We start from the raw sequence: 26,457 nt of genomic DNA on the forward strand, positions 1-26,457 counted from the left end.
TTTAGTATGAATAAAAAAACGATATTACCATTAAGCCTATCTATAATTGCTGCAATGATGACAGCTTGTGGTGGTGAAAGTGCTAAAATAAATGAAGATCCAAACCAAGGCGTTGATGGTGTTACATCTAATACAAGTTGTGACGTGTCAGCAAGTGATTGTCTGAAATTTGTGCTTGATTATCCTGTTTCTGGAATAAATTTTGATTGTAGTACGGATAAAATCAATCATTTTGCGACTAAATTAGACGGTAATATTGTTACTGGAGCATGTAAGCTAGGGGATGAAGCAAGTTTTTATATTCAAGGTTCTTCAGCTCGAAAAATCAACCTTGGTACGATTAAGTTAGATACAATTTCTAAGTTAAAAACAGCAACTCTTCCACATATTCGAGTAATAGATTTCGCTACGGCATTAACTGGCAAGATGCCAAATTCTCTTGATAAAAATGATGAAACTATTCGAGTTGCTGTTGCGCTGATTCGAATTATGCATAGTCTGGGCGTTGAAAGAAATGACAATGTAGTTGGAGATATACAACCGATAGAATTTACTGAAGAGAAGAAAGATTTATTAGTGAATGTTACTAAAGATATTGGTGTTAATGAATTATTGTCTGGCGAATATATTACACTTTTACAACCTTGGTTAGATGTATCAAAAGTTTCTGACGACCAAGCTTATACACTATTAATTCGTCTTTTAAACTTGGTTAACACGGGGGTTTGGCAAGCTGATTTACCGGCATATAAAGCTGGTGGTGAAAGTACAAGTGTTAATAATTTCCGCCCAGATGGGTTCTTCGGTTGTAATAAAGAATTGACTTCAAAATGCGTAGATAATGACACCAATCTATTGCATTCAATGGGCGCTTTCTTCTTATTGTCTGATCGACAAGGATATACGATTGGTGATGGTCAGCAATGGAAAGGAGCTGCAACTATAACGAATGGGTTGGTTGTTGCTCCAATTACCTTGATTACAAAGGTAAAACCAATTAAATTACAAGTAGATGCGCAAAAGGATTGGCTTGATCCGATCAATATGCAAGTAAATACAAATAAACCTTTACGTTTTAAAATTTCAGAAAATAATTCAGCTGAAGACTTATTGATATATCAGGGTAAGCTAATCAATAGAAATACTATACCTGGTACAACTAACTTTTATAAACAATTGATTAAAGCCAAAGATACGGATACCGTTGACACAACTCATCTTGGTTTATGGAAACAGTCTATATCAACTACTAACTATAATGGAACTGTTGATATTGTTAAGATTAATCCTTCGAGTTATTTAGCTAAAGACATTTTTAAAACTAGAAATAATGTTGCATCAAATCAGCAATATATCTTCCCTTTGTATGCTACTTTAACATTCAGATTCAGCAATGAAGCAAACCTAGCTCCAGTTGATTTAGGAATTGTCATTGATGAAGATGGTGATATACGTACAGATATCAAAGCGAATTCAACAGCTACAGATATGTCTGGTATTTGTGGCAGTGTGAAGACAGTGAATAGTGATGGTTCAATCACAGATAGTAATGATCAAAAACAGTTCCGAATTGGTACAACGGGAGCGACATTATTTTCAACGAATGATAAATCAATCAGTGTGAGAGCGATATTGTCTAATCCTAAGTTTGGAAATATCAATGGAGTAATGTTTGGCTTGAACGTAACTGCAGGCACTGGGGCGAAAATCAATATCAATAACCTTCTTGCAGGTCAAGCAACGGGCATTAATTTAACGAATTTCTCAAATAATACAGTGACATGGTCAAATACTTATGCATATTTTGTAGATGTATATAATCGTTTATATGATGATTTGACCACAGAGGAAAAAAATAAATACGTAGCTCCTACAGCAGAAGAACGTGAATTAGCGAAACGTTTCTCTGGTTCGGTAAGTATTAAGATTGCAGATCAATCTATCCCAGCATGTAAGGCAATTAAAGTTAAGTCGTAATATAAAAAAGACCGCGTTAAGCGGTCTTTTTTTAACCTGTATGGTCTAAACGAGTACCCAACGTTTCTAGATGAGTTGTGAATGTTCCTGATTTACGATCAGAAAAGTAGTGTTTCAATGTTTGTTCAACACTTGGAAATGCGAGTTCAGACCATGGGATTTCATGTTCTTCAAATAAACGACATTCAATACTTTCTTCACCTGCTCCAAAGAAACCTTGTTTAATATGTGCTTTGAATAATACGTATATCTGTCCAATACGCGGAATATTGTACATACAATAAAGTTGTTCTATTTCAACTTCAGCTTCCGCTTCTTCACGTGTTTCACGAGCTGCACCTTGTTCCATGGTTTCAAATAACTCCATGTAACCAGCAGGTAGTGTCCATAAACCATAACGTGGTTCAATTGCTCGTCGACACAGTAAAACCTTATCATCCCATAGCGCTAAAGCACCACAAATAACCTTGGGATTTTCATAATGAATATTGCCACAATTTGTACATACAAGACGTGTTTTATGATCACCTAATGGAATTTTTGCTTCAGTTTGATGTCCACACGCTACACAAAAGCTCATAATTATCATCAATCCTAGAGATAACTCAGCATAACTGAATTTTTATGAATTCGCATTAGGATCAGCTATGTTCCTCAGTAAAATTTCGGCTATGATGTTGGTGGATAAGAAAAGCATTCAAAGAGGGATGAGTAGCATGGAAGAGGCATCGTTAATACAGCTATTAGAACAACGGTTGCGATTTTCCAAACGAATTCAACAAGCTGATGCAGCAGTCTTAATTGCAATTACGCAGGAGACTCAGCCTAGAGTTTTATTGACACGTCGTTCAATTCATTTATCTCAACATGCAGGTGAGGTATCTTTTCCTGGTGGTAAACGTGATCCTAGCGATACAAGCAATATTGTTGTTGCTTTACGTGAGGCTCAAGAGGAAACCGCACTAAATCCTTTCGATGTTAAATTATTGGGTGATTTACCGATTCAAAGAGCGCGGAGTGGATTGTCCGTTAAACCAATTGTTGGTTTAATCCCTGCGGAAGTAAACCTTATTGCACAGCCCTCAGAAATTGATCGCATTTTCTTTGTACCATTAAAACAGTTAATCGATGCTCCTCCTTTACCTTATGAAGTTAGATTAGCCCGTCAATCTCTCTATTTTCCAAGTATGCAAGTTGAAAGCGAAGTCGTGTGGGGTCTCACCGCAAGAATGCTCGTTTCATTATTCCAATACGGTTTAGGCTATCAAAAAAAATGGCCATTTCTAGTTAACCCACCTAACTTTGGTCTAGCTAAGTTTTAATTTCACTTTGAAAAGTAGAGTTTTTAAAATGATGTACAAATATAAAGAATTTACTCCTAAAGCGCTTCAACAACCTTGGGATGGTTGGGTTGCACCGACAGCAACTGTGATTGGTCAGGTAGAATTAGGGTGTGAAGTGAGTGTTTGGTTTGGTGCTGTTGTTAGGGCGGATAACTGTTTAATTCGAATCGGTAATTACTCGAATGTTCAAGAGAACGCTGTTTTGCATACAGATGCTGGTATTGAATTGAATATTGGTGAATATGTTACGATTGGCCATCAGGCGATGTTACATGGATGTACCATCGGTGATAATTCTTTAATTGGTATTAATGCGGTGATTCTAAATAATGCTGTGATTGGCAAGAATTGTATTATTGGTGCTAATGCATTAATTCCAGAAGGTAAAGTGATACCTGATAATTCTGTCGTAATGGGTTCACCTGGGAAAATAGTTAAAACTGTAGATGATGAAGGTGCGGTTAAACTACGAATGAGTGCCTTACATTATGCTGAGCATTTTAAAAACTTCCTAAATTTAGAAGCGTTTAATTTTTAAAACACTTTAGATCAATTGATATGAACTCAGCCAAGTGAATGCTTGGCTTTTTTGTATCCATAAAAATAGAACAGCTCGCCTATGATGTCTGAGTGGAGTATGATACTCGACGTTTTTCATCTCTTTTATACCAAGGTTTTTGCATGAAATTGCTTGCATTGGAAACTGCAAATGAGCAGTGTTCAGTTTCACTAATTGATGACACACAAGAACTCTATTTTCAGTTGGATGAGCGAACAAAGGCACAAACTCAAACCATTTTGCCTTTAACAGAGCAGGCTTTAATTCAGACTCAAACACAACTTTCTGATTTAACAGCAATTGCATTTAGCCGAGGTCCTGGTTCTTTTAGTGGTGTGCGCATCAATGCTGCAGTTGCACAAGCTTTAGCATGGTCGCATGATTTGCCAGTTATACCTGTTTCTACTTTACAAGCTTTAGCTCAAGCAGCATATCGACTAACCGGTTTGAAACAAGTTTCTGCTGTTTTAGATGCACGAATGCAAGAAGTGTATATTGCAAATTACAGCTTAGATCAGTTTGGTATTATGCAAGCAATCGATGAAGAAAAACTATTAGCTTATGAGCGTGCTAGTGAATACTGTAAGTTTACACCAATTGGTTCAGGTTCAACTCTCATAGAGTTTATGCAAGAAGATGAATCTAAAGCCTTAAATCAAACTGTTGCTGATATCAAAGCAACTGCGCACGATATCTCAACCATCGCACGAATTTATGCAACTCAACAAAAATGGGTTGATGCAGAACATGCCTTGCCAGTTTATTTACGTGATGATGCGTGGAAAAAAATTGCTGATCAGGGTAAACCAAATTAAGGTGAGTTATGGATCTTTTATTGCTATTTAAAGCTGCCATAATGGGATTGGTTGAGGGCATAACAGAGTTTTTACCCATCTCAAGTACAGGTCATCTTATTTTGTCTGGACAGTTGCTAGATTTTTGGACTGTAGAAAAAAGAGATATGTTTGCCGTTGCAGTTCAGATCGGTGCGATTGCTGCAGTTATTTATGAGTATTGGGGCAAATTATGGGGTGCTTTGATTGGAGCAATGAAAGGTCAGGAGCAAGGTCGACGTTTAAGCCTAAATTTAATTATTGCTTCAATTCCTATTGTGATCATTGGATTAACATTTGGTGATGTGGTTAAAGCGTATTTATTTAATGCCATTACTGTTGCTATCGCTTTAATCGTTGGTGGTTTTATCATTCTTTGGGCGGAAAGACGCCAGCATTTAGTTGTCAGTTCTGAAGTGGATGATTTGACGTTTAAACAAGCAACGTTGATTGGACTGATTCAATGTTTTGCTTTGATCCCTGGTACCTCACGATCGGGTTCAACGATAATTGGTTCTTTATTTTTAGGGATATCACGTAAAGCTGCTGCTGAATTTTCATTTTTCTTAGGGATCCCTGTACTGATGGGTGCAGGTTTACTCGATATGTATAAAATGCGAAATGATTTACATAGTAATGATTTAGCAGTACTTGCAGTTGGGATTGTGGTTGCTTTTATTTCTGCTTTGATCGTGATCCGTGCCTTGATTCGATATGTTTCTAAACACGATTTTACGGCATTCGCGTATTATCGTATCGGTTTTGGGGTATTTATCCTTGCAACATGGTGGACAGGTTGGGTGCATTGGTAATGCGAATGATATGTTGGTATCAAGCAGAATATGAACACTCATTTCAGCAACTTCAAGCTCGTTTTGCTGAACTAGATGTAAAACTTGAGGGTCATGTTGTAGAGAAAATTAACTCAAGATTTTTACGTTTGAATCCTGATATGGCATTGGTATTGGATGAAGATGGTTTAAGTCTCAGTGCAAATGGCATGAAAATGCAGCCCGATTGGTGTGCTGAAATTCCTCGTTTAAAAAGAGCAAGTTTAAAATCAGAAATGATAGCGAGGGCATGCCAACTTGGAGAGAAACCAACACTTATTGATGCTACAGCAGGGTTGGGACACGATAGCTTGCTTATGGCACATTTGGGTGCCAATGTACGCTTAATTGAGCGACATCCAATTTTATTTGTATTACTCGAATATGCTAAGGCGCAAGCGGAAAGAGACCCCTTTTTACAAGCCACTATGCAGCGCATTCAACTTATACATGCAGACTCAAATTGCTATTTAAATGAGTTAGCACAGAAAGGTGAATATCTAGATGTTGTTTATCTAGATCCGATGTTTCCCCAGCGTGATCAAAATCAGCAAGCGATAAAAAAACAGGCACAAGTCAAAAAACAAATGCAGTTGTTGCATATGTTATTACCCGAAGATGGTGAAATGGATTTGGGTGATCAACTACTCGATTTAGCTAAGAAAATTGCAAAAAGAGTAATTGTTAAACGACCACGCCATGCGGTTTATCTCGCTGAACAACATCCTGATCATCAATGGTTAGGGGATGCTTGTCGATTTGATGCTTATTTTCCAAAAGGTTAAATTTGAGTCTTTTTATCAGATGATTGTTTGGCTTAGGTCAATGCTCGGTAAAAATTTGTGATATAGTTCAAAAGCATGATTGCTAAAAAATTCTTGCTAAGCTTACACTACGGTTGCATATATTAACGATTTTGAAAAAGCGACATTTAATCTATAACGTTTGGCATATTTTTTTAGTTTAGGCTTAAAAAGAGATACTCCCGAAGAATTCTATGATAGATCTCAAACCCTCCATTAATATCTGGCATGATTTCAAAAGTAACCAAATTGCTGGAATGTGGTTGTTCCTCGGGTCCCGCCGTTCATTACAAGTGGTTCATCCCTCTATCACCCAGCTGATCCTTTGGGGGATTTTAGGTGGCTGTACAAACTCGTTGTATAGTTGGTTAATAGCTGGTCAAGTAGGTGATTTTAACCCTCAAGGTCTCATTGGCTATGCGCTTTGGCCGTTCATTGCCTTGATTGTTGGGATTTTTCTATCTCAACGGATGAACCAAGCACGTTTGATGTTAGTGCCTGCTTTACTCTGGTTGGTTCTTGATACCAATATTTTGCTCTTACAGTGCTTGATTCAGTATTTAGGATCAAATGGTTATCTAAACTTCATTCCTGATAGTATCTATAATGGTTTTTTACCACCATTCTTTGTGGCTTTATTTGTTTGGCAAAGTTTAGCCGTAATTTGGGTGTTCTCACGTGCGCTGAATTGGCCTTGGTGGGAGCGAGCTCTCGTTTTTATCGCAACGATTGCAACGATGGTGGTTTGGCAATTATCGGTGAAAGATCAACCGATTTGGAAAGTCGAAGAAACTCCTCCAAGCTTTTCAGAGGAAGCCTTTTATGCTCAGAGTAATTTATTGCAACAAGCATTAGATAACATCCAATATGGCGACATTGCCCAAAGTCACTGGTACTTTTTAGGTGTTGCAGGTGATAGTTATGTGGATGTTTTTAAATCTGAAGTTGAGCGTATAAAAGAGCAGTTTGATACACGCTTTGGAACTGTCGACCGTTCTATCATGCTGATCAATAACCCTGCCACGCGTTTAGAAGTACCCATAGCTTCAAAGACAAGTATCGAGCTTGCTTTGCGCCGTATCGGTCAACAGATGAATCGTGATAGTGATGTTTTATTTCTTTATATGACATCACATGGTGAAAAAAATCATTTTGAACTAGAAAATGCACCACTTGAATTAGGTCAGGTCGATCCAAAATGGTTACGTGAAACTCTGGATAAGTCAGGTATTCGTTGGCGAGTGATTGTAATTTCTGCATGCTATTCTGGAAGTTTTATTCCAGCATTACAGTCTCCAGAAACATTGATTATTACTGCATCAGCAGCGGATAAGACCTCTTTTGGCTGTAATAATGAAGCAGATTATACTTATTTCGGTCGAGCTTTTTTTGATTTGGCGATGCGTGAACAGTCTTCAATGAAAAAAGCCTTTGAACAAGCCAAACAAACGGTGACACAGTGGGAAACTGCACAAGGTTTTGAGCCATCTGAACCACAATGGTCAATTGGTCGTAATATGGAACTCATGCTGCCGCAATTAGAACCATATTTATTCCCTACTCAAAATATTACAACAACAGACATTACAAAAACACAGGATGATCAACATGCAGCTACTGCAAAAAAATCGTTGTTTTGAGGGTGAGCAAAGGATTTATCAACTTGAATCACAACACCTCAAAGGCTCAAGCCGCGTTGGTGTTTATCTCCCACCAGCTGCTTTAGATGGCAAACCTTGTTCTGCGCTTTTTTATCTTGCAGGGCTTACGTGTACTGAAGAAACATTTGCAATAAAAGCACATGCACAACGCATGGCAGCAAGATTAAGTCTTATTTTGATTACTCCTGATACATCTCCACGTGGAGAGCATGTTGCTCAAGGCGATCATTGGGATATTGGGCAGGGTGCTGGTTTTTATATTAATGCGACTCAACAACCTTGGGCTGAGCATTATCAAATGGAGTCATACATTGTTGATGAACTCTATGCTCATGTTTTGCAAGAATTTCCAATTATTGAAAATCAGGTTGGGGTTTTTGGACACTCAATGGGTGGTCATGGTGCCCTAACATTAGCATTTAAGTACCCGGAACTTTTTAGATCGGTCTCGGCATTTGCACCGATTTGCGCACCAAGTATTTGTCCTTGGGGTGAAAAGGCATTTAGTCAATATTTAGGACAGGATCAACAACGTTGGGCAGAACACGATGCAACAGCATTAGTACAGCAGAAAGGGTCTCAATTTGAAGAAATTCTGATTGATCAAGGTTTAGAAGACCAATTCTTTGCGCAGTTAAATCCTGAAAAATTTAAACAAGCGTGTTTAGAGTCTGGCCAGCATATTACTTTACGTTTGCATGAAGGTTATGATCATGGCTACTATTTTATTCAAAGCTTTATCGATGATCATTTGCAATTTCATGCTATTCAATTAGAAAAGAATGCTTAATCTTTGAAAGAAGCTCATTATGAGCTTCTTATTCTTGATGGGTCCAATTGGCAGCGAATTCCTGCTGAGCCATTCGATTCAAATGATCTATTACAACTTGCTTTAGTCGCTCGACATCATCTTGTTGATTTTCAATGATGACCTCTAAGTGTTGCTGTTGTGCTGTGAGTGTCACCGTTGCAGTAGGCATCAAAATTTTTGAATAGATTTCAGTTTCTTCAACTTCAAATTTATGTTTCCAGTGATTGAGCAAACGTTTAGCGATTCGTTTACCTTCGACTGTTTCAATTTGTGTAGTACTCTTCATCATACGACTTCATTTTTTGTATCGAAAATTACCTTAGCAAATAACAAATGATAAAAAAATAGTAACTCTGCAACGTGGTGTTGCATGTTTGCAATGCTCGAATAATCACTTTCTAACAGCCCTAAACAGTATGAATTTGTTATAATCACGGAATCATTCCTTCGTCATTGTCAGGTTATCCATGTCCAAGCCTTATCTCATTGCTCCTTCAATTTTATCTGCTGATTTTGCTCGTTTAGGTGAAGATGTAGAAAAAGTTCTAGCTGCAGGCGCAGACGTTGTACATTTTGATGTGATGGATAATCACTATGTTCCGAATCTGACCTTCGGTGCAGGTATTTGTAAAGCATTAAAAAATTACGGTATTAAAGCACCAATTGATGTACACCTCATGGTTTCTCCTGTGGATCGTATGATTGGTGACTTCTTAGAAGCAGGTGCCGATATCATTACTTTCCACCCAGAAGCGACAGATCATATTGATCGCTCTTTGCAGTTGATTAAATCAGGTGGTGCAAAAGCAGGTTTGGTCTTCAACCCAGCGACACCATTACATTATCTTGATTATGTTCTAGATAAAGTGGACCAAATTTTATTAATGAGTGTAAACCCTGGTTTTGGTGGGCAGAAATTTATTCCGATGACATTAGAAAAACTTCGCCAAGCACGCCAAATTATTGATGCCAGTGGCCGTGATATTCGTTTAGAAGTGGATGGTGGTGTAGGACCTGCAAATATTCGAGAAATAGCAGAAGCTGGGGCGGATATGTTTGTTGCTGGTTCAGCAATTTTTGGTCAGCCAGATTACAAAACAGTGATCGACCAAATGCGTGCAGAGTTGGCTAAAGTTGGTGCAAAACAAATTTAGTCTATTTAACCTATTATATACATTGGGCTGTGGATAACTTTGTTTATAACTACGTGGATAACCGTGTTGATAAGCGAGTGGATAAGATGTTGTTAAAATAAACAAAATGATTTCAGTTGTTTATATTCACAGCAGTTTGAATGAAAAAGGACAAGTTTTTGTCCTTTTTTTGTGCGCTAAATTATTTATTTTGCTCTATTTTTACTCATGAATGATTTTTGCAGATATTGTTGAATAAAACAGCATCACTCTGTTTAAAGTTGTTGAATATTGCATAATTTGAACATAAACATGATTGTGCATAACTATGAAACAACTTATGCTTTATATAGATAAAGATTCTGATCTGTGGATAGGAATATTCAGTGCTACATCTCAAAAGATACAAACATATGTGGTTTGTGTTCCTGATGATATTGTTCATCGGGGGGAGTAATGTCGCCATTGCAGCTGTACATGCAATTCATACTGAGCAATCTACTGTAACTACTCAGGATATGCCGTGTCACAAGATGCAAATGAAAAGTGATCAGCATCATCAAATACAAATGGCACATCAAGACATGACGAGTATGACTAAATGTCATGACCAACAAGTGCCAAATCAGCAACATTGTGAAGATTGTAATCATCCATCACATTGTCAAACGGTGAGTTTTACACTCGATCAAAATATACCTGAACTATCTGCTTTATCTGTTTTTGAACGACCTATTCATCTAATAACAGCATATCAAGCTCGACACTTAGCTGGATATTGGCAAGAAATTCTTCGTCCTCCCAAAGCCTAATCTATCAGCCACTCAGTCTTTTCTTAACTATTTATAGTTAGGGAAATTTGATGAATCAATAGATTAGGATTATTTCATGTCTTCAAAATTATATGCTGGCGTTATTGCGAGTTTCGGTCTCTTATTCGCGCCCTATAGCATGGCTGCAATCAAAGAGTATCATCTTAATATCAATCAAGAGATGGTGAATGTCACAGGAAAACCTGTTCAAAGAATTACAGTGAATGGCAAATTTATTGCGCCTTTGCTGGAGTTTGAAGAAGGGGATGAAGCGGTCATTCATGTCCATAATCAACTTAAAGATCAAGATACCTCTCTGCATTGGCATGGTTTACTTTTACCAGGGCTTATGGATGGTGTTCCAGGCTTCAATGGCTTTAAAGGTATTAAGCCTAATGGTAGTTTTGAGTATCGTTTTAAAGTACGACAAAACGGAACTTATTGGTATCACGCACATAGTAAAGGTCAGGAACAGGATGGTTTATATGGTCCTTTGGTCATTTATCCCAAAGGAAAACAGCCTGTAGCCAAACATGAGAATGCTGAACGTGATTATGTTGTGATGCTTTCCGATTTCCATGAAACGAAAAGTGACAAGATCATGGCAAATCTAAAAAAATCAGCGGAGTACTATCAAAATCAAAGAGAAACTGTCGCTGATGTTTGGTCACAAGTGAAAGATCAAGGTTTGAAAGCTACATGGCAAGATCGTTCGATGTGGAATCAGATGCGCATGCTGAAAACTGATTTATCAGATGTCACTGGTTATACCTTTTTAGTGAATGGGAAAACACCACAACAAAATTGGACAGGTACTTTCAAAGCAGGAGAAAAAGTTCGCTTACGGTTTATCAATGCTTCGGCGATGTCTTTTTTTGATGTGCGAATTCCTAATTTAAAAATGATGGTTGTCAGTGCTGATGGTCAGCCTGTCCAACCTGTTCCAGTCGATGAATTTAGAATTGGTGCAGCAGAAACTTATGATGTAATTGTTGAACCAACTCAAACGCATTATCAAATCCAAGCAGAGTCAATTGATCGTTCTGGTTTTGCAATCGCGTCATTGCAGAATGAGATGAAGCCAGCACAACAGACCGTGACGATGCCGGCAGCGCGTCCACGTGCATTATTGACCATGGACGATATGGGACATGGAGCGCATGCGCAAGATGAAACGAGCAAAATGGATCATAGCCAGCATGCTGAAATGGATAAGTCTAAAATGGATCATAGCCAACATACTCAGATGAGTAAGATGGCAATGAATCATAATGCGCATGGTGAAATGGATATGGGCGATATGAACCATAAATTTCATGCCGATATGAATATGAGCCAGATGCATCATCATTCGGATAAGCAACAATCCTCTATGTCCGTAACAAACCAACATAAACCACAAGCTGTTCAAGGTTGGGCAAATGCATCAACACCTGTCGGCCATAAAGCATTGCAATATACTGATCTAAGAGCATTAACTCCTCAGCCGGATACGCGTGCTGCAGAAAGAGAACTCGTGATTCGTTTAGGTGGGACGATGGAACGATATATTTGGACAATTGATGGTAAAAAATTCAGTGATAAAGATTTTGAACCATTGAAAGTACAGTACGGTGAGCGAATTCGCTTGAAGTTTGTCAATGAAAGTATGATGGCACATCCTATGCATTTACATGGCATGTTTATGCAGCTAGAAAATGGACAAAGCGCAGCCGATATGCCAAATAAGCATACCGTGATCGTACCACCCGGTAAAACCGTAACTGCATTACTGACAGCTGATGAATTAGGAGAGTGGGCCATTCACTGTCATTTGCTCTATCACATGAGTGCAGGAATGATGAGTAAGTTGATTGTTGCGAATGTCAATGAGGCAAAAACAGCCACTCAACCCACATCTACATCAGTTCAACCATCGATAGGAGAAAGCCATGCACATCATTAAGCAGTCTTCGAAGATGAAACGATATACACAGTTGATCGTGGTGAGTGGTATTGCATCCTCTTTGGGAGGATTTGCCCATGCCCATGAAGCTCATAATCAAATGTTGCAGATGAATCAAGCTTCACAGCAACAGACGGTTGTGATGGAAACGTCAAAGGCAGATCATCACAAACATGAACAGTCCAAACTTGCATATTCAAGCGATGTTCAAGATGCAGAGCATAGCCATCATAACGAGCATGGCGGGCAAATATACCAATCAACCAGTTTAGAAAATGCTTGGGCGGTAGATGAGGATGGTAAGGGTAGTGTAAGCACCGAGTTAAAAACATGGGTGGGTACAGATGAAAATAAAATCTTCATCAAAGCCCATGTTGAGAAGGCTGAATCGGAAAAAGCTGAAACTGAAGCAATGACTTTATATAGCAGAAATATTGCAGATTTTTGGGATATACAGGCGGGTGTACGTTATCAATATCAACCAGAACATCAGCTAGATCAAGATCAATGGAGTGCTGTATTCGGTTTGCATGGTTTAGCACCATATTTCTTTGAAACAGAAGCTTATGTTTTTGCTGGACAAGATCAGCGTTGGCAGTTGAGTTTAGAAACCAGTCGAGACTTGCTATTTACACAAAAGTTAATTGCTCAACCCTATTTGAATGCAGATGTGGTATTGAGTGATGAATCGAAATATGCAAAGAAATCGGGGTTATCTAAACTACAAACGGGAGTACAAGTGCGTTATGAGATCAATAAAAAACTTATGCCTTTTGTAGATGTAGCATATGCTTATCATAAAGGTGCGGAGCAAACACCATGGCAAGCTGCTTCTGAAAGTGAAAAGGGTTGGTTATATGCTACGGGATTAACGCTAAAGTTCTGATACTTTGTCTAAAAAGTCACTTTACTGAGATACTGTTGGTTTATACTAACAGTATCTTTTTTGAGTCATTGATGGTGTATAAATGGCTTTAGAACAACAAAACAATCAAATAACAGTAATAACAGATTCCCTCGAAAAGATTAGCAATCAATCGTCTTTTTCAGATTCACAGCGGAGCAATAATAGTTCTATGCAGGTGAGCTATTATTATATTCCTCTGATGAATGATGATCAGGATGTACAACGAATCAGAAAAGCATTAATTCCTTTCTCGGAAGTATTAATCGAGCATCATATAGATTTAGATTGTAAGCACCTCACGTTGTACCATCGAGATGATTTATCTCAGCTCACTTATAAACTTGAGTGTTTGAATTTAGGGGTGGAATTGCAACAAACCATGTCGCATTACGAACCGATTCAGATCATGATTGATCGACATAAGGGTTCGATACAAGAGGAATCTATAGATTCATCTAAGCATAATTATTTTTACCAATTCCAGATTTTTTTGAAGACTATATTTCAGCATTTAAATCAATGGATGAATGCGATACGAAACAAAAGGGATAAATGAGATGCCTAAATGGATGTATTGGGTATTAGCAGTCGCATTTGCATGGTTAATTTGGACAAATTTTTTAAAACCTGTTCCTGATTTAGATCAACTCAAGACACAACAGAATGTTCAAATCATTGAATTAGAAAAGTATGAAGGTTCTTTCCGTGTCTTATCCAAAGAAGATTATCATTGGGGAAGAGAAGCTGAATTTTCACCGATCGACATTGCGGTCGGTTGGGGAGAGATGGCGAAACCGCAAGTGTATGAGCGCATTGATATTTCTCAAAGTAATCGTTGGTATTATTGGAAAGTTGAAAATGAGCCACCTATTTCATTAAGAGAGATTGCAACACATAGTGCCAACATGCATTTAGTCCCAGCAAATCCTTCTGTGGCATCGCAAATGAAGAAGATAAAAAAAGATGATTTGGTTTATTTAAAAGGTTCATTGATTGAGATTCAGGCTTCAGATGGCTGGCGATGGAAAAGCTCTCTATCTCGAGAAGATACAGGGAATGGTGCTTGTGAACTCATGAAAGTTGAAAGTATCGTTTGGCAGTAATAGTTGTGTTAATAAATTTTAATTATTTCAAATGTTTAAATTATCTAGATACACAACAATTCACACAATTGCGCATTTTACAGTAAACTGTTCAACTAAGGAGGACGACCTCCTTGCAAAGAATCACGTTGGGACGACCTGACTATTGATAAAGTAGACTGTTAAAAATGGCTTGGGCAATTTTAATCTTGGCGGGTATTTTTGAAATTATTTGGGCATATTCTATGAAAATGTCTGAAGGTTTTACAAAGCTAACGCCAAGCATCGTGACTATTGTTTTCATGATTTTAAGTGTTGTTTTATTGTCGATTTCAATGCGTTCACTTCCTTTAGGTACAGCATATACGGTGTGGACAGGGATTGGAGCGATTGGCTCTTTCGTGGTGGGTATTCTCATTTTGAATGAGCCGATGATCGCAATGCGAATGATTGCAGCAGTGTTGATTGTATCTGGTCTGATTTTAATGAAATTGTCTTCAAATTAAGAAAATTCAGCATCTTATCGGATTGAGTAAGCTGAATGGAACAAAGTCTATGGGAAATTTTTAATGCAATTGGTTTATATGTATATGGATTCTCCTGTAGGTGCATTAAAACTGGTTGCACATGATCAGGCTTTAGTTGCAGTCATGTGGGATAATGAAGATCATAAAAGAGTTCGTTTAGCAAAGCCCTTAGAAGATCATCAACATCCGATGTTACAGCGAGTTAAAAAACAATTAGAAGAATACTTTGTAGGGCAGCGCCAACAATTTGATTTACCTCTTGATTTTCATGGCACTGATTTTCAGCAGCAGGTTTGGAAGGCTTTATTGACGATTCCTTACGGGGAAACACGTAGTTATAAAGAGATTGCACTCCAGATTGGTAATGAAAAAGCTGTACGTGCAGTGGGTGCTGCGAATGGTAAGAATCCGATTTCGATTATTGCGCCGTGTCATCGAGTGATTGGATCGAGTGGGGCATTGGTTGGTTTTGCTGGTGGGTTGGATAAGAAGCAGATTTTACTCAGTTTAGAGCAAAGTCAAATTCCATAATCTGTATTGTTAATACTCGATTTTCATTGCTTTTTGGAATAAGCTACTTAACAGATATGAATCCACATATTTTATGACTTGAACCGTAACTCAGTTATTGGCGAGGCGGTGTCTTGCTTAGCGTAATCCAATATTAGGAATAACCTTCGGTTCGAGTTACTTTGGTTTCGCCCAAAGTAACCAAAGGCATTGTCATCTACAAAACCTGTTCACTTGCTGCATTTGTTTTATCTATCGCAGAAACGGGATATTACAAATACCACGCAGGTTGTAGATGAACTTTCCGAGTCTCATATATAGGGTATGTATTCATTTTCTTTTTCATAACAAATTGAATGGAAGTTTAAAAATGGCTGTTGGTGACGTAACAATGCCACTTATGCATGTGGTGCAGGGTGTAAAAATTGGCTCAACTGAGGCGTATGTACGTTATCCAAATCGACGAGATCTAGTCATTTTTGAATTTGCTGAAGGTTCAAATGTAGCAGGTGTATTTACTCAAAGTGCATTTGCTGCTGCGCCAGTTTTGCTTAGTAAAAAACACTTGGCAGAAAATACAACACGTTATTTGATTATTAACACTGGTAATGCAAATGCGGCAACAGGAACTGTAGGTTATAAAAATGCAGAAACGACGTGTGCCAAATTAGCGCAATTAGCAGGTGTCCAAGCGAATCAGATTCTACCTTTTTCAACAGGTGTAATCGGTGAGCAACTTCCGATTGAGCGTTTAGTTCAAGGTATTCAGCCTGCATTAAATGATTTAAATGCGGATCGTTGGGCTGAAGCTGCTTCTGGCATTATGACCACAGATACTACTCCGAAAGGTGCATCTGAACAGTTTGAGCTTGATGGTGTGACATACACCATGACTGGAATCAGTAAAGGTGCGGGTATGATTCGCCCGAACATGGCAACCATGTTGAGCTTTGTTGCAACAGATGCACCAATATCAAAAGTACTTGTTCAGCAACTGTTACAAACGACTGTCGAACATTCGTTTAACCGCATCACAATCGATGGCGACACTTCAACCAATGACTCATGTATTTTTGTAGCAACAGGTCTAGCTGGTGGTGCGGAAATTGAATCACAAGATGACCCTCGTTACCAACAAGTGCTGGATGTACTTGCGCGTATTATGAATCGTTTAGCACAATTGATTGTTCGTGATGGTGAAGGTGCAACTAAATTCATTACGGTACAGGTGGAAGGCGGAGCCAATACCCAAGAATGTTGTGATGTTGCTTATAGTGTTGCTGAGTCACCACTCATTAAAACAGCTTTGTTCGCTTCTGATCCAAACTGGGGGCGTATTGTAATGGCGATTGGTAAAGCAGGTGTTCCAAACTTAGATAGCAGTAAGGTTCAAGTGTGGTTAGGTGATGTCCAGATTTGCTTGGATGGTGGTGCGAATCCTGACTATACCGAAGAAGCAGGCGCTGCTGTGATGGCTGAGAAAGAAATCACGATTCGTATTGATTTAGGACGAGGTGAAGCGAAAGACACAGTTTATACCTGTGATTTTTCTTATGACTACGTCAAAATTAATGCCGATTATCGTTCGTAAATATGCGTTATAATAAAGCCTCCACAGTGGGGCTTTTTTTATATCACTCATGTGTGGACGAAGTGATTCATCCCAAATGATCACCCTAGATACCCACGTTATATGTTTGCTGTGATGCAAGCACGCAGGATAGAGAAGACGTTTTATGAATGATGCGAATTTAATTGCGAACGAAGCCAAAAATATTGTGCAGGCGCATTTAGATCGTTTGGGTGAGCCAAAGGACCATAGCCTCAGCCCAGAAGTGAAACAAGAAAAGTTCGCACAAATTGCAGCTGAGTTGAAAAAGCGTGATGCTGTCCTTGTTGCACATTACTACTGTGATCCTGATGTTCAAGAGCTTGCAGAATTAACAGGTGGTTGTGTTTCTGATTCTCTAGAAATGGCGCGTTTTGGTCGTGATCATGCTGCATCAACTCTCGTAGTTGCTGGGGTAAAGTTCATGGGAGAAACAGCAAAAATTTTATCTCCTGAAAAGACAGTATTAATGCCTACACTTGAGGCAACCTGTTCTTTGGACTTGGGTTGTCCAGTAGATGAGTTTACAGCATTCTGTGATCAGCATCCCGATCATACTGTCGTGGTGTACGCCAATACTTCTGCAGCTGTGAAAGCACGTGCTGACTGGGTAGTGACTTCAAGCTGTGCAGTCGAGATTATTGAGCATCTTGATAGCTTGGGTGAAAAAATTATTTGGGCGCCTGATCAGCATTTAGGACGTTATATCCAAAAGAAAACGGGTGCTGATATGTTGTTATGGGATGGCGCGTGTATCGTACATGAAGAATTCCGTGCACGTGGTATTGCACAAATGAAAGCGCTATATCCTGATGCAGCAGTTTTAGTTCATCCTGAATCGCCTGAATCTGTAGTAGATATTGCAGATGCAGTGGGAAGTACTTCGCAACTGATCAAAGCAGCGCAGACTTTACCGCATAAACAAATGATCGTAGCTACTGATCGCGGTATTTTCTACAAGATGCAGCAAGCAGCACCAGATAAAGAATTATTCGAAGCGCCAACGGCGGGTGAGGGTGCAACATGTCGTTCGTGTGCACATTGTCCTTGGATGGCAATGAATGAGTTGGATGGTATTTTGCACGTGTTACAACATGCTGATCAAGAAATACACGTCGATCCAGCATTGGCTGAACGCGCAAAATTACCACTCGATCGAATGTTGAACTTTAGTGCTTCTCTAAAGCGTTAAAATGCTTGTAAAATATACATTTGATAAGGAAAAATCATTTTTTTTAAAACTAGGTGTTGACGTGATGCGACGTCAAGCCTAGAATGCACACCGTACCGCACGATGTGCGATACAATAAAAGCTGAAATAAATCGGAGCATAGCACAGCCTGGTAGTGCACCTGGTTTGGGACCAGGGGGTCGTAGGTTCGAATCCTACTGCTCCGACCATTTAAAAGATGTTGAAAAACATTATTTTAAGATCGGCGAAGTATCGCTTGATAGTATTATCATCGTTATGCGCCTGTAGCTCAGTTGGATAGAGCATCCGCCTTCTAAGCGGATGGTCACAGGTTCGAATCCTGTCAGGCGCGCCATTTAGTTGGTAGCTTGGTACATAGAACCAAACGTTATGGTGGATGTAGCTCAGTTGGTAGAGCCCTGGATTGTGATTCCAGTTGTCGCGGGTTCGAATCCCGTCATTCACCCCAATTTCGGAGCATAGCACAGCCTGGTAGTGCACCTGGTTTGGGACCAGGGGGTCGTAGGTTCGAATCCTACTGCTCCGACCATATTCTTGAAAATTAAAAGAAAAATATCAAAGTACAGGCTTTGATAACCTTGATCATAGGGTGAATTACTTCCCGATCGTGTAAATTACATACCACGTTAAATTCTTATTCCCATTCCCAACCCACTCCCATGTATTTTTTTCGTATTGCGTGTAAAATCAGCGAAAAGGCTGTTTTTGAATATATAGAAAATAAATTGTGTATAGCGTTTTTTTGAAGTAATAAAGTAATATTTTAATTAATACTTATATATATCAATACTCTATATCATTAATCATATGTAATATTATTAGTAATAACTATGTAAGATATTACTGTGAAAAAAAGTATTGTTATCTAAGATTTAGTATTAATAAAAACAATGACTTATAAAAAATTACTTGTGTTATTACAAAAAATTACTTTTAGAAGTAAGGTTTTATATTATTAATTTTCAATTACTTACCTATTGGTATTACTTTATTACTTCAAATCGATTCTAGATTCTTTAAAAAGACATTTTTATGTTCTTTAGTATCAAACAGCGATCAAATTTTTTACTCATTGGTTCGTATTAGCTTGAAACTGTAGTATCGTAGTAATATGCAGTATGAAAATTTCCTTATTTTTCTCTCAATAGCCTAAGTTTTATAGGTCTTGCCGTTTTATCCAATAGTGCATCTTGCTGCAGTGAAATTGACTCATTTAGACGAACCCCAGGCGCGCGGGTGACTGCGCCGGGCCACGGTCTTACTGATTTAAATGAGAATTTTTATCATTTGATCGAAATTTCTGAAAATCCATAAAAAAAGCCAGCTAATGCTGGCTTTAATGCTTTTTAGAATGTCATGTGACGTTCTTTAAGTCATATTCTTTAAATCTAATCACTTCATCACCAGCCCATTCATTTAATTGCTGCATGCGCGATTGAAGTGGAAGAATTTCATTTTGATAAAAGACCTCTGCAGCATCTTTAATAGATCCAAACCCACCGGTATTGTTTGGTACGATACCCATTAGTTGAGGTGGTATACGAAGTGCTGCCAAAGTATCATCACGTGTGATGGATTTAATATTTGTGAAATCATCCTTTGCAGCGATTTCAGAAACAGGCAAGATCTGTATACCATCCTTTTTCCCTCCTGGTGCGTAGTAGAATAGATTACGGAAGTTGCCTGGTCCCTTGCTATCTTTCAGAGCCTGTCGTAATGCTGTGATGTCATTCGGATCTTGAGCAGCATCATTTACATATAAGATGAATCCAGCATGTGATCCATTGTTGTAGTACTTGCGACGGAACAGAGTAGCCGATTCATTAAGCCATGCACTTTGTAATGCGGATAGATATTCCGGTGATCCATAAATTTCTTGATCGATATCAGCTTCACGGATATGACAAACTCGATTAGAAAATTCATATTCTTGATAGCCAAGATGATCATTACAAAGTAAGAAGAATTGATCATCATATTCACCACGTCGCATGTATTTTGCTAACGCTGGTTTATACTGCATCACATTTCCAAGTCTGGATCTCACCTCTTCGAGATATGTGTTACCACACCAAACATAGTCTAATGCGACCTGTTCAAATGCTTTTCGATTTAATTTTGCATGCGGAATAAATAAATTGGCCAGAAAATTACGTTTAAAAATAATGCCACTGTTCAAGTAGGGCGTCGATTTATAAGACTTTGCCAAGCCATTCATATTGACCTGTGGTTCATACCAACGGCCATTGAACCAAGATTCCAAATAATCCGATAATTCATTGCCATTTAGCACTGGTACAGCATCGCCGAATGTAAAGGCCATTGATTCATGCTTGGTTTGTTTCATTTGGGTTTGAAACATTGGGATTTGGCTTTTAGCAAAACTAACCAAATTTTTCGCTGTCGATAGGGGATTCATTAATAGATCTCCAAGAATGATTGATTCATTTGTGTTTGGCCTTCAAGCGGTTCATTGTGAATTGCATGCATCAATGCCCAAGCTAGATCCGCATGTCCTGTTTCTTCAGAACGACCAGCTGTAAACGTCATTTGTCTTTGACTTGCTGTTAATGTTTTTTTGATGCTCATTAAAGATTGAGATAGATCTGTCCAGCCTGCGTCATACTCAAGCCGACCGTGACGGATCACATCCATTGTTTTTAATACAAGCCGTGTCTTTACTTCAGGTGAATAGCTGAATTCAGTCACATTTGGGAAAAATTGCTTAACCAGTTGAGATACACCCGTTCCCATACCAGTGATGTCTACGCCAATGTAAGTCACGTAATAACGCAAAGTCGTTTGTCGAATCATTTCAGCCTGAGCTTTGAAATCCATTCCACGAAATTGAATGCGTTCAAGTACTCTGAACTTACCTCCTGCAACTTTAGGTGGAGCAACGACAACCATGCCAGCACTGTCGCCACTTTCAGCCGGGTCATAGCCTATCCAAACTGGATTGTTACCAAAAGGTCTTGTATGAAATGCTTTATAATCATCTACCCAAACTTCCCATGAATCCACCATACATGGCTGTAACATGGCTAATGGGAATATTGATGCGCCATCATCAATAAATTCACACATCAACAAATTGGCAAATTCTTCTGGTGAATACTCGAAGCGTAGCTCCTCGATGTCGAACAGATCACAACCGCCATTCTCTGCATCAAGAATAGTGATAATCTGACGCCACATCCGATCTTCGCATAAGCGTCCATTTTTCAGTGCATCGTGAGATACATCGATATTGAGCTTTTGATCTTTTGATCGACCACGATTTGCTCGTGTGCCAGTCCAAAACGTATACGCTTCATGCGCCATAGTTGATGGTGTAGAGAAATAGGTTTTACGCCACTTTTTCTGCAAAGCCATTGCTGATGCGACTTTGTTTAATTCATTAAAACCAAACGTCCAAAAAAATTCATCAAAGTAAAAATTACCATGGTGGCCTTGAGCTGTACGATAATTTGTTCCGAGAAATGACAAAGTGGCTTGGTTGTTATCTGGTAGAACAATTGGATCTCCAACCAATTCAACACCACAAGCTTCGTATGCAAAACCTTTGATATATTCTTTAAAGATATGCGCTTGAGCTTTTGAAGCAGATAAGAAAATCTGATTCCGGCCAGTTTTAACAGCATCGACCAACGCTTCACGGGCAAAGTACCAAGTCGCACCAATCTGCCGACTTTTTAAAATGACTCGCGTACGCTGATTGCCAGCTTTATACCAATCGCGCTGATAGTCAAAAAGACTATCTTCAAAAGCTGAAATGAGTTGTTCGACTTGTTCTTCTGTGAATGTATTGCTTTCTTTTTTCTTTTTTGGTGCCGCATTACGTTTTACGATATTCGGATTTAAGTCCGCTTCATTGCCGCCATCTTTGTAGCGTTCAATGCGCGCAAATTCTTTGTAGTTTTTAAATAATTCGCCAAGCTCTTTATAGTCGCCACTCGATTTTTTGTTTTTAAGTGTGAGTGTCATTAAGCGAACGGTCAGTGCTTCTTCAACACGACTGTCAGATCTCGTTTTGTCCCATTCTTCTCGTGTTTTCCAAGCCTGAACTGTACGTTCGTTTTCATCCAACGCTTCAGCTATATCAACGATTTTCCAGCCAAACCAAAATAAAAATTTTGCCTTGAGTTTGTTGTCGAGTATCAGCTCTAGATTAGCCAGTTGAGAGAGTTCGTTCATGTCCTGCGGATCGATTTGATTTCATCCGCAAACGATGGCAGGCACTGACTCTTTTAGCAGTTCAATGCAGTTGTAAAAGCACTTTTAACAACTGCAAATGATTGAACAACAAGGCTTTGATTGCCCATTCTGCACCTATTGAAATTGCCCAAAAAACCTTGCAACAGGTGCAGCAAAATGACCGATAAAACACAGCAGAAAAAATTTAAATCCAAATGGTTCCGAGTAGCCGTCGCTGGTGACACTTCCGATGGACGTGAGATTTCATCAGAGTGGATTATTCAGATGGCTCAAACATATAACATGAACACATATGGTGCTCGTATTAATGTTGAGCATATCCGTAGTTACTTCCCAGATAGTTCATTTGGGGCTTATGGCGATGTTATTGCCTTAAAAACTGAAAAAGTAGACATCAATGGTGAGCAGAAAGATGCGCTGTTTGCCCAGATTCAACCAAACGATAATTTGATTGCACTCAATCAAAAAAATCAAAAAATTTATACATCAATCGAAGTCGATCCAAATTTTGCTAAAACAGGCCAAGCATATCTAGTCGGTTTAGCTGTGACTGATAGTCCAGCTTCGCTCGGTACTGAAATGTTGCAATTTGCAGCGGGTGCAGCAACCAATCCATTTAATGCCCGTAAATTGCGTCCTGAAGATGTGATTACAGCTGCTCAAGAAACCGCATTTGAATTCGAAGAAGTTAAAGAGTCATTTTCAAGTGACTTGGTGAATAAAGTAAAAAATCTGTTCAAAAAACAAGAGCAGCAACAACAGCAGACCCAAGACAATTTTAGCCAAAGTGAACAAGCCATTCTTGAAATTGCTCAGCAAACTGCGAATCAAGGGACAGAGTTTTCTGAGTTAAAGCAAAAGCATGAGCAGCTCCAGCAAGACTTCAATCAATTGAAAACGAAGCTTGATCAAGAGCCACAGGGTAGTCCACGTCCTGGTTCAAACAACAGCCAATTTAAGCATGAAGAAGAACAAGTCGACTGTTAATTCAGTCGACTAGGTCAACTTATTCACTAATTTTAGAGTAAAAAAAATGCGCCCAGAAACACGTAGAAAATACAACAAAGTCATGGTTGAGTTGGCAAAACTCAACAATGTCGAGAAAGTGTCAGAAAAATTTAATGTGACACCAACTGTTCAGCAAAAACTTGAAGATAAAATTCAGCAATCATCTGAATTTTTGAAGAAAATTAATATTTTTCTTGTTGTAGAACAATCTGGTTCAGCGGTTGGTTTGGGTATTTCTCGTCCCATTGCATCTCGTACAAATACCGATGCTACTGAGCGTCAAGCGACTGATCCGACTTATATGGATGAGCGTTTTTATATGTGTCGTAAGACAGATTTTGATACTGCCATCAAATATCAAAAATTGGATCAATGGGCGAAATTTAAAGATTTTTACAGCCGTTTCCGTGGTGCCATTGTTAAACGTCAGGCTCTTGATCGCATCATGATTGGTTTTAATGGTATCAGTATTGCTGCCAATACTGATAGTACAGCAAATCCATTGCTGCAAGATGTGAACAAAGGTTGGCTGCAAAAAATGCGTGAAGAGAATCCTTCGCGTGTCATGAAGTCTGGTGCTACTCAAAATAAAATCACAGTGGGCAAAACGGGTGATTATCACAATCTTGATGCATTGGTGATGAATATCGTCGATGAAATGATTGATGACGTGCATCAGGGCAACCCTGATCTAGTTGTAATGTGTAACCGAAAAACCGTATCAGATAAATATTTCCCATTGGTCAATAAAGACCAGGACAACTCTGAAAAATTGGCTGCGGATATCATCATCAGTCAAAAACGAATGGGTGGTTTGCCTGTTTATTCAGTACCGTTCTTCCCCGAAGGTGCAATTCTTGTGACAACTTTCGATAACTTATCGATTTATGTGCAAGAAGGTGCGCGTCGTCGAACAGTCATCGACAATCCAAAACGTGATCAGATCGAGAACTACGAATCTTCAAACGAAGATTACTACATCGAAGATCTCGGCTTGGCTTGCATGGCTGAAAATATCGAAATTCAGGCGGAGTAATAATCCATGAACTTGGCTCGAAAGCACTATCAACAGCATCAAGCCAAATCCGCAGCTGAATCAGCTGCGGAGTTCGGAACGATGCAAAATACCAATGCTTATGAACAGCAATTGATGCAGCTCAATAGCGATAAAAACCGTCTGAAAAATATTCAGTCAAAACAAAACAAAGTCGAACTAAAACGCCAGTTACTACCCAATTACAAACCATACCTTCATGGCATTCTAGAAGTGAAGCCGGGTGTACAGGATGCAGTAGTCACTGAAATGTTGGTTTGGTCAATCGATGTTGGTGAATACGACTTTGCGTTGGATCTAGCTGAATATGTCCTCGAGCACGGATTAAAACTTCCCGATCGATTTGAACGTTCTGAAGCGTGTTTCATCACTGAAGACATTGCTGATGAATTTTTAAAAGTGCTTAAAACGGATGTATCCATTGATATCACCGTGCTTGAACGACTTGAAAGTTTGATTACAGATGAGTCATTGGATAAGTCCAAACGGGATATGCCTGACGAAGTAAAGGCCAAACTTTATTTGGCATTGGGTAAAGCTGAAATGCGTTTGATTACTGGTGAGCAGCTTGTCGATTTAGTACACGCAACTCGTGCACGTGATTTTCTAGAGCAGGCTTGCAAATTGGATGATAAATGTGGTGGGCGAACAGATCTCAATAAAATGACCAAACTTGTTACCAAGTTACAGCCAGTTTTCGCCAAAAGTGACGAAAACCTACCCATCCAGATTTTAAATCCAGAAGGGACAACCGAACAACCAGAAGCCACCAACGTTTTGCTCAATCAAAACGGAACGCCTGTCGTCGACGATCACGGCAGTATGGTACCAGCTTCTGAATAAGTGCCCCGCACCGCACTGGAGTGCAAAGGTCGTGATCTTCACATCACAGTAAATCTTCAACGAGCCTTTGCCCCTCCCAGTGCCCTAAGGAGATTCCTATGGGCTTTGTCGCAAACGGCAATACCACGCCAAGCAATATCAATATTACCAGTGGTACTTTTTTTCCAAGTATTTCACTCGATCAAATTCGGGATGTGGTTCGTACCGATGGTGCAGTAACAGATGTTCGACTTCGTCAATTGGTCCTTGAAGAAATCATCGATACCAATCGTTTGCTTGCAAGCCTGGTCATGAAAGCCGACACGCTAGTAGATCTGTCAACAAGCATGATCGATGGTGCACCAGACACCGAAGTTCTTTATTTTTCGGCTGTATCCAACGGTGTAGCAGCCAAAGTAAATGAAAACTATCGGAATTATGACAGCACAAATTCAGGTAATAAAAAAGCCGAGCATGCATTTTTAACTGTTGAAGATTATCGACGCAACAAAATGTGGGCCATCCAGCAACTTAAAGGTGAAAACCACAGTGTGGTGGAGTTGATATGAAAATGAATATTTCTTCGACTGAAACACATAAACGTCAACATCGCTATCGTTACCAACAGAAAGAGCTTGAACGTCTGGCAGTTGAAAAAGTAGCTGAAGAACTAGGATTGGATTTATCAAATAACAACTTACAAGTCGAATCTCGAATTATTTCAAATTCAAACAGCATTAATCCAACTACATATGAATGTGAAGTTTCAATCACTGAAATTTTAGATTGTAAGGATTGAG

27 protein-coding genes and 4 tRNA genes are annotated in these 26,457 nt (G+C 39.0%); 27 read left to right on the forward strand and 4 right to left on the reverse strand.

Annotated features, from left to right (window positions below):
* The first annotated feature begins 6 nt into the window (after positions 1-6).
* Positions 7-1,977 carry a putative pilus system protein FilF gene (filF, locus tag MKL32_RS14500; protein ID WP_270900703.1) on the forward strand — a complete coding sequence of 657 codons (1,971 nt, stop codon included), beginning with the start codon at positions 7-9 and terminating at the stop codon, positions 1,975-1,977.
* Between the two features lie 31 nt (positions 1,978-2,008).
* Here filF and MKL32_RS14505 read toward each other — a convergent pair whose 3' ends face one another.
* Positions 2,009-2,557, reverse strand: coding sequence for an NUDIX hydrolase (locus MKL32_RS14505; protein WP_004914410.1), 549 nt, complete (start codon positions 2,555-2,557; stop codon positions 2,009-2,011).
* A gap of 127 nt (positions 2,558-2,684) precedes the next feature.
* On the opposite strand from MKL32_RS14505, the gene MKL32_RS14510 reads away from it, so the two are divergent.
* From MKL32_RS14510 to fghA, 7 genes are all read left to right on the forward strand, one after another.
* On the forward strand, positions 2,685-3,299 hold the full coding sequence (locus tag MKL32_RS14510) for a CoA pyrophosphatase (RefSeq protein ID WP_005403193.1): 615 nt from the start codon (positions 2,685-2,687) through the stop codon (positions 3,297-3,299).
* A 28-nt stretch (positions 3,300-3,327) separates the two neighbouring features.
* The gene (locus MKL32_RS14515; RefSeq protein WP_005403192.1) at positions 3,328-3,858 is read left to right on the forward strand and encodes a gamma carbonic anhydrase family protein; all 531 of its coding nucleotides are present in this window, start codon (positions 3,328-3,330) and stop codon (positions 3,856-3,858) included.
* 143 nt (positions 3,859-4,001) lie between these two features.
* Positions 4,002-4,694 (forward strand): tRNA (adenosine(37)-N6)-threonylcarbamoyltransferase complex dimerization subunit type 1 TsaB, encoded by a 693-nt coding sequence (tsaB, locus tag MKL32_RS14520; protein WP_005403191.1) that lies wholly within the window; start codon positions 4,002-4,004, stop codon positions 4,692-4,694.
* Positions 4,695-4,702: 8 nt separating this feature from the next.
* A complete protein-coding gene (locus MKL32_RS14525) occupies positions 4,703-5,524 on the forward strand; it encodes an undecaprenyl-diphosphate phosphatase (RefSeq protein WP_005403190.1) in 822 nt (273 codons plus the stop codon).
* Positions 5,524-6,327, forward strand: coding sequence for a class I SAM-dependent methyltransferase (locus tag MKL32_RS14530; protein WP_039908323.1), 804 nt, complete (start codon positions 5,524-5,526; stop codon positions 6,325-6,327). The genes MKL32_RS14525 and MKL32_RS14530 overlap by 1 nt, the downstream gene beginning before the upstream one ends.
* Positions 6,328-6,539: 212 nt before the next feature.
* Entirely contained in the window at positions 6,540-7,985 is a 1,446-nt protein-coding gene (locus MKL32_RS14535; protein ID WP_270900704.1) for a C13 family peptidase, read from the forward strand.
* Positions 7,954-8,796 carry an S-formylglutathione hydrolase gene (gene fghA / locus MKL32_RS14540; protein ID WP_039908321.1) on the forward strand — a complete coding sequence of 281 codons (843 nt, stop codon included), beginning with the start codon at positions 7,954-7,956 and terminating at the stop codon, positions 8,794-8,796. Before MKL32_RS14535 ends, fghA begins: the two co-directional genes overlap by 32 nt.
* Positions 8,797-8,824: 28 nt before the next feature.
* Here fghA and MKL32_RS14545 read toward each other — a convergent pair whose 3' ends face one another.
* Complete coding sequence (locus MKL32_RS14545) at positions 8,825-9,103, reverse strand: DUF2218 domain-containing protein (RefSeq protein ID WP_005403186.1); 279 nt, start codon at positions 9,101-9,103, stop codon at positions 8,825-8,827.
* 181 nt (positions 9,104-9,284) lie between these two features.
* Between MKL32_RS14545 and rpe the strand changes: the two genes are divergently transcribed.
* From rpe to MKL32_RS14615, 14 genes are all read left to right on the forward strand, one after another.
* Positions 9,285-9,971, forward strand: coding sequence for a ribulose-phosphate 3-epimerase (rpe, locus tag MKL32_RS14550; protein WP_004914382.1), 687 nt, complete (start codon positions 9,285-9,287; stop codon positions 9,969-9,971).
* 410 nt (positions 9,972-10,381) lie between these two features.
* Positions 10,382-10,762, forward strand: a complete 381-nt coding sequence (locus tag MKL32_RS14555; protein WP_394803831.1) for a hypothetical protein — start codon at positions 10,382-10,384, stop codon at positions 10,760-10,762.
* 76 nt (positions 10,763-10,838) lie between these two features.
* Positions 10,839-12,707 carry a copper resistance system multicopper oxidase gene (locus tag MKL32_RS14560; RefSeq protein WP_270900705.1) on the forward strand — a complete coding sequence of 623 codons (1,869 nt, stop codon included), beginning with the start codon at positions 10,839-10,841 and terminating at the stop codon, positions 12,705-12,707.
* Positions 12,694-13,593 (forward strand): copper resistance protein B, encoded by a 900-nt coding sequence (locus MKL32_RS14565; protein ID WP_270900706.1) that lies wholly within the window; start codon positions 12,694-12,696, stop codon positions 13,591-13,593. The genes MKL32_RS14560 and MKL32_RS14565 overlap by 14 nt, the downstream gene beginning before the upstream one ends.
* Positions 13,594-13,675: 82 nt before the next feature.
* The gene (locus tag MKL32_RS14570) at positions 13,676-14,170 is read left to right on the forward strand and encodes a hypothetical protein (RefSeq protein WP_151738765.1); all 495 of its coding nucleotides are present in this window, start codon (positions 13,676-13,678) and stop codon (positions 14,168-14,170) included.
* Between the two features lies 1 nt (position 14,171).
* Complete coding sequence (locus MKL32_RS14575) at positions 14,172-14,717, forward strand: hypothetical protein (RefSeq protein ID WP_004960552.1); 546 nt, start codon at positions 14,172-14,174, stop codon at positions 14,715-14,717.
* 167 nt (positions 14,718-14,884) lie between these two features.
* The gene (locus MKL32_RS14580) at positions 14,885-15,202 is read left to right on the forward strand and encodes a DMT family transporter (protein WP_125271986.1); all 318 of its coding nucleotides are present in this window, start codon (positions 14,885-14,887) and stop codon (positions 15,200-15,202) included.
* 63 nt (positions 15,203-15,265) lie between these two features.
* A complete protein-coding gene (locus MKL32_RS14585) occupies positions 15,266-15,754 on the forward strand; it encodes a methylated-DNA--[protein]-cysteine S-methyltransferase (protein ID WP_125271985.1) in 489 nt (162 codons plus the stop codon).
* Between the two features lie 349 nt (positions 15,755-16,103).
* Positions 16,104-17,324: a bifunctional glutamate N-acetyltransferase/amino-acid acetyltransferase ArgJ gene (gene argJ / locus MKL32_RS14590; RefSeq protein WP_270900707.1), complete on the forward strand. Its 1,221-nt coding sequence runs from the start codon at positions 16,104-16,106 to the stop codon at positions 17,322-17,324.
* A gap of 145 nt (positions 17,325-17,469) precedes the next feature.
* A complete protein-coding gene (gene nadA / locus MKL32_RS14595; RefSeq protein WP_004914354.1) occupies positions 17,470-18,534 on the forward strand; it encodes a quinolinate synthase NadA in 1,065 nt (354 codons plus the stop codon).
* A gap of 132 nt (positions 18,535-18,666) precedes the next feature.
* Positions 18,667-18,743, forward strand: a tRNA-Pro gene (locus MKL32_RS14600).
* Positions 18,744-18,812: 69 nt separating this feature from the next.
* A tRNA-Arg gene (locus MKL32_RS14605) sits at positions 18,813-18,889 on the forward strand.
* A 38-nt stretch (positions 18,890-18,927) separates the two neighbouring features.
* Positions 18,928-19,003 (forward strand) — tRNA-His (locus MKL32_RS14610).
* A 4-nt stretch (positions 19,004-19,007) separates the two neighbouring features.
* Positions 19,008-19,084 (forward strand) — tRNA-Pro (locus MKL32_RS14615).
* Positions 19,085-19,909: 825 nt separating this feature from the next.
* On the opposite strand, the gene MKL32_RS14620 is transcribed toward MKL32_RS14615, so the two are convergent.
* Together MKL32_RS14620 and MKL32_RS14625 are read right to left on the reverse strand one after the other, a co-directional pair.
* A complete protein-coding gene (locus MKL32_RS14620) occupies positions 19,910-20,974 on the reverse strand; it encodes a phage portal protein (protein WP_053469853.1) in 1,065 nt (354 codons plus the stop codon).
* Positions 20,974-22,752 carry a terminase large subunit domain-containing protein gene (locus tag MKL32_RS14625; protein ID WP_057050331.1) on the reverse strand — a complete coding sequence of 593 codons (1,779 nt, stop codon included), beginning with the start codon at positions 22,750-22,752 and terminating at the stop codon, positions 20,974-20,976. The genes MKL32_RS14620 and MKL32_RS14625 overlap by 1 nt, the downstream gene beginning before the upstream one ends.
* A gap of 177 nt (positions 22,753-22,929) precedes the next feature.
* Here MKL32_RS14625 and MKL32_RS14630 point away from each other — a divergent pair, with 177 nt between their 5' ends.
* The 5 genes from MKL32_RS14630 (at position 22,930) to MKL32_RS14650 (ending at position 26,456) form a co-directional block, all read left to right on the forward strand.
* The gene (locus tag MKL32_RS14630) at positions 22,930-23,760 is read left to right on the forward strand and encodes a GPO family capsid scaffolding protein (protein ID WP_057050332.1); all 831 of its coding nucleotides are present in this window, start codon (positions 22,930-22,932) and stop codon (positions 23,758-23,760) included.
* Positions 23,761-23,806: 46 nt separating this feature from the next.
* A complete protein-coding gene (locus tag MKL32_RS14635; protein ID WP_151832557.1) occupies positions 23,807-24,817 on the forward strand; it encodes a phage major capsid protein, P2 family in 1,011 nt (336 codons plus the stop codon).
* Between the two features lie 6 nt (positions 24,818-24,823).
* Complete coding sequence (gene gpM / locus MKL32_RS14640) at positions 24,824-25,678, forward strand: phage terminase small subunit (RefSeq protein ID WP_057050420.1); 855 nt, start codon at positions 24,824-24,826, stop codon at positions 25,676-25,678.
* Between the two features lie 98 nt (positions 25,679-25,776).
* A complete protein-coding gene (locus MKL32_RS14645; RefSeq protein WP_057050419.1) occupies positions 25,777-26,226 on the forward strand; it encodes a head completion/stabilization protein in 450 nt (149 codons plus the stop codon).
* Complete coding sequence (locus MKL32_RS14650; RefSeq protein ID WP_053469847.1) at positions 26,223-26,456, forward strand: hypothetical protein; 234 nt, start codon at positions 26,223-26,225, stop codon at positions 26,454-26,456. The genes MKL32_RS14645 and MKL32_RS14650 overlap by 4 nt, the downstream gene beginning before the upstream one ends.
* The last annotated feature ends 1 nt before the right edge of the window (position 26,457 follow it).

This window comes from Acinetobacter sp. AOR34_HL (assembly GCF_027854795.1).
Taxonomy (GTDB): domain Bacteria; phylum Pseudomonadota; class Gammaproteobacteria; order Pseudomonadales; family Moraxellaceae; genus Acinetobacter; species Acinetobacter junii.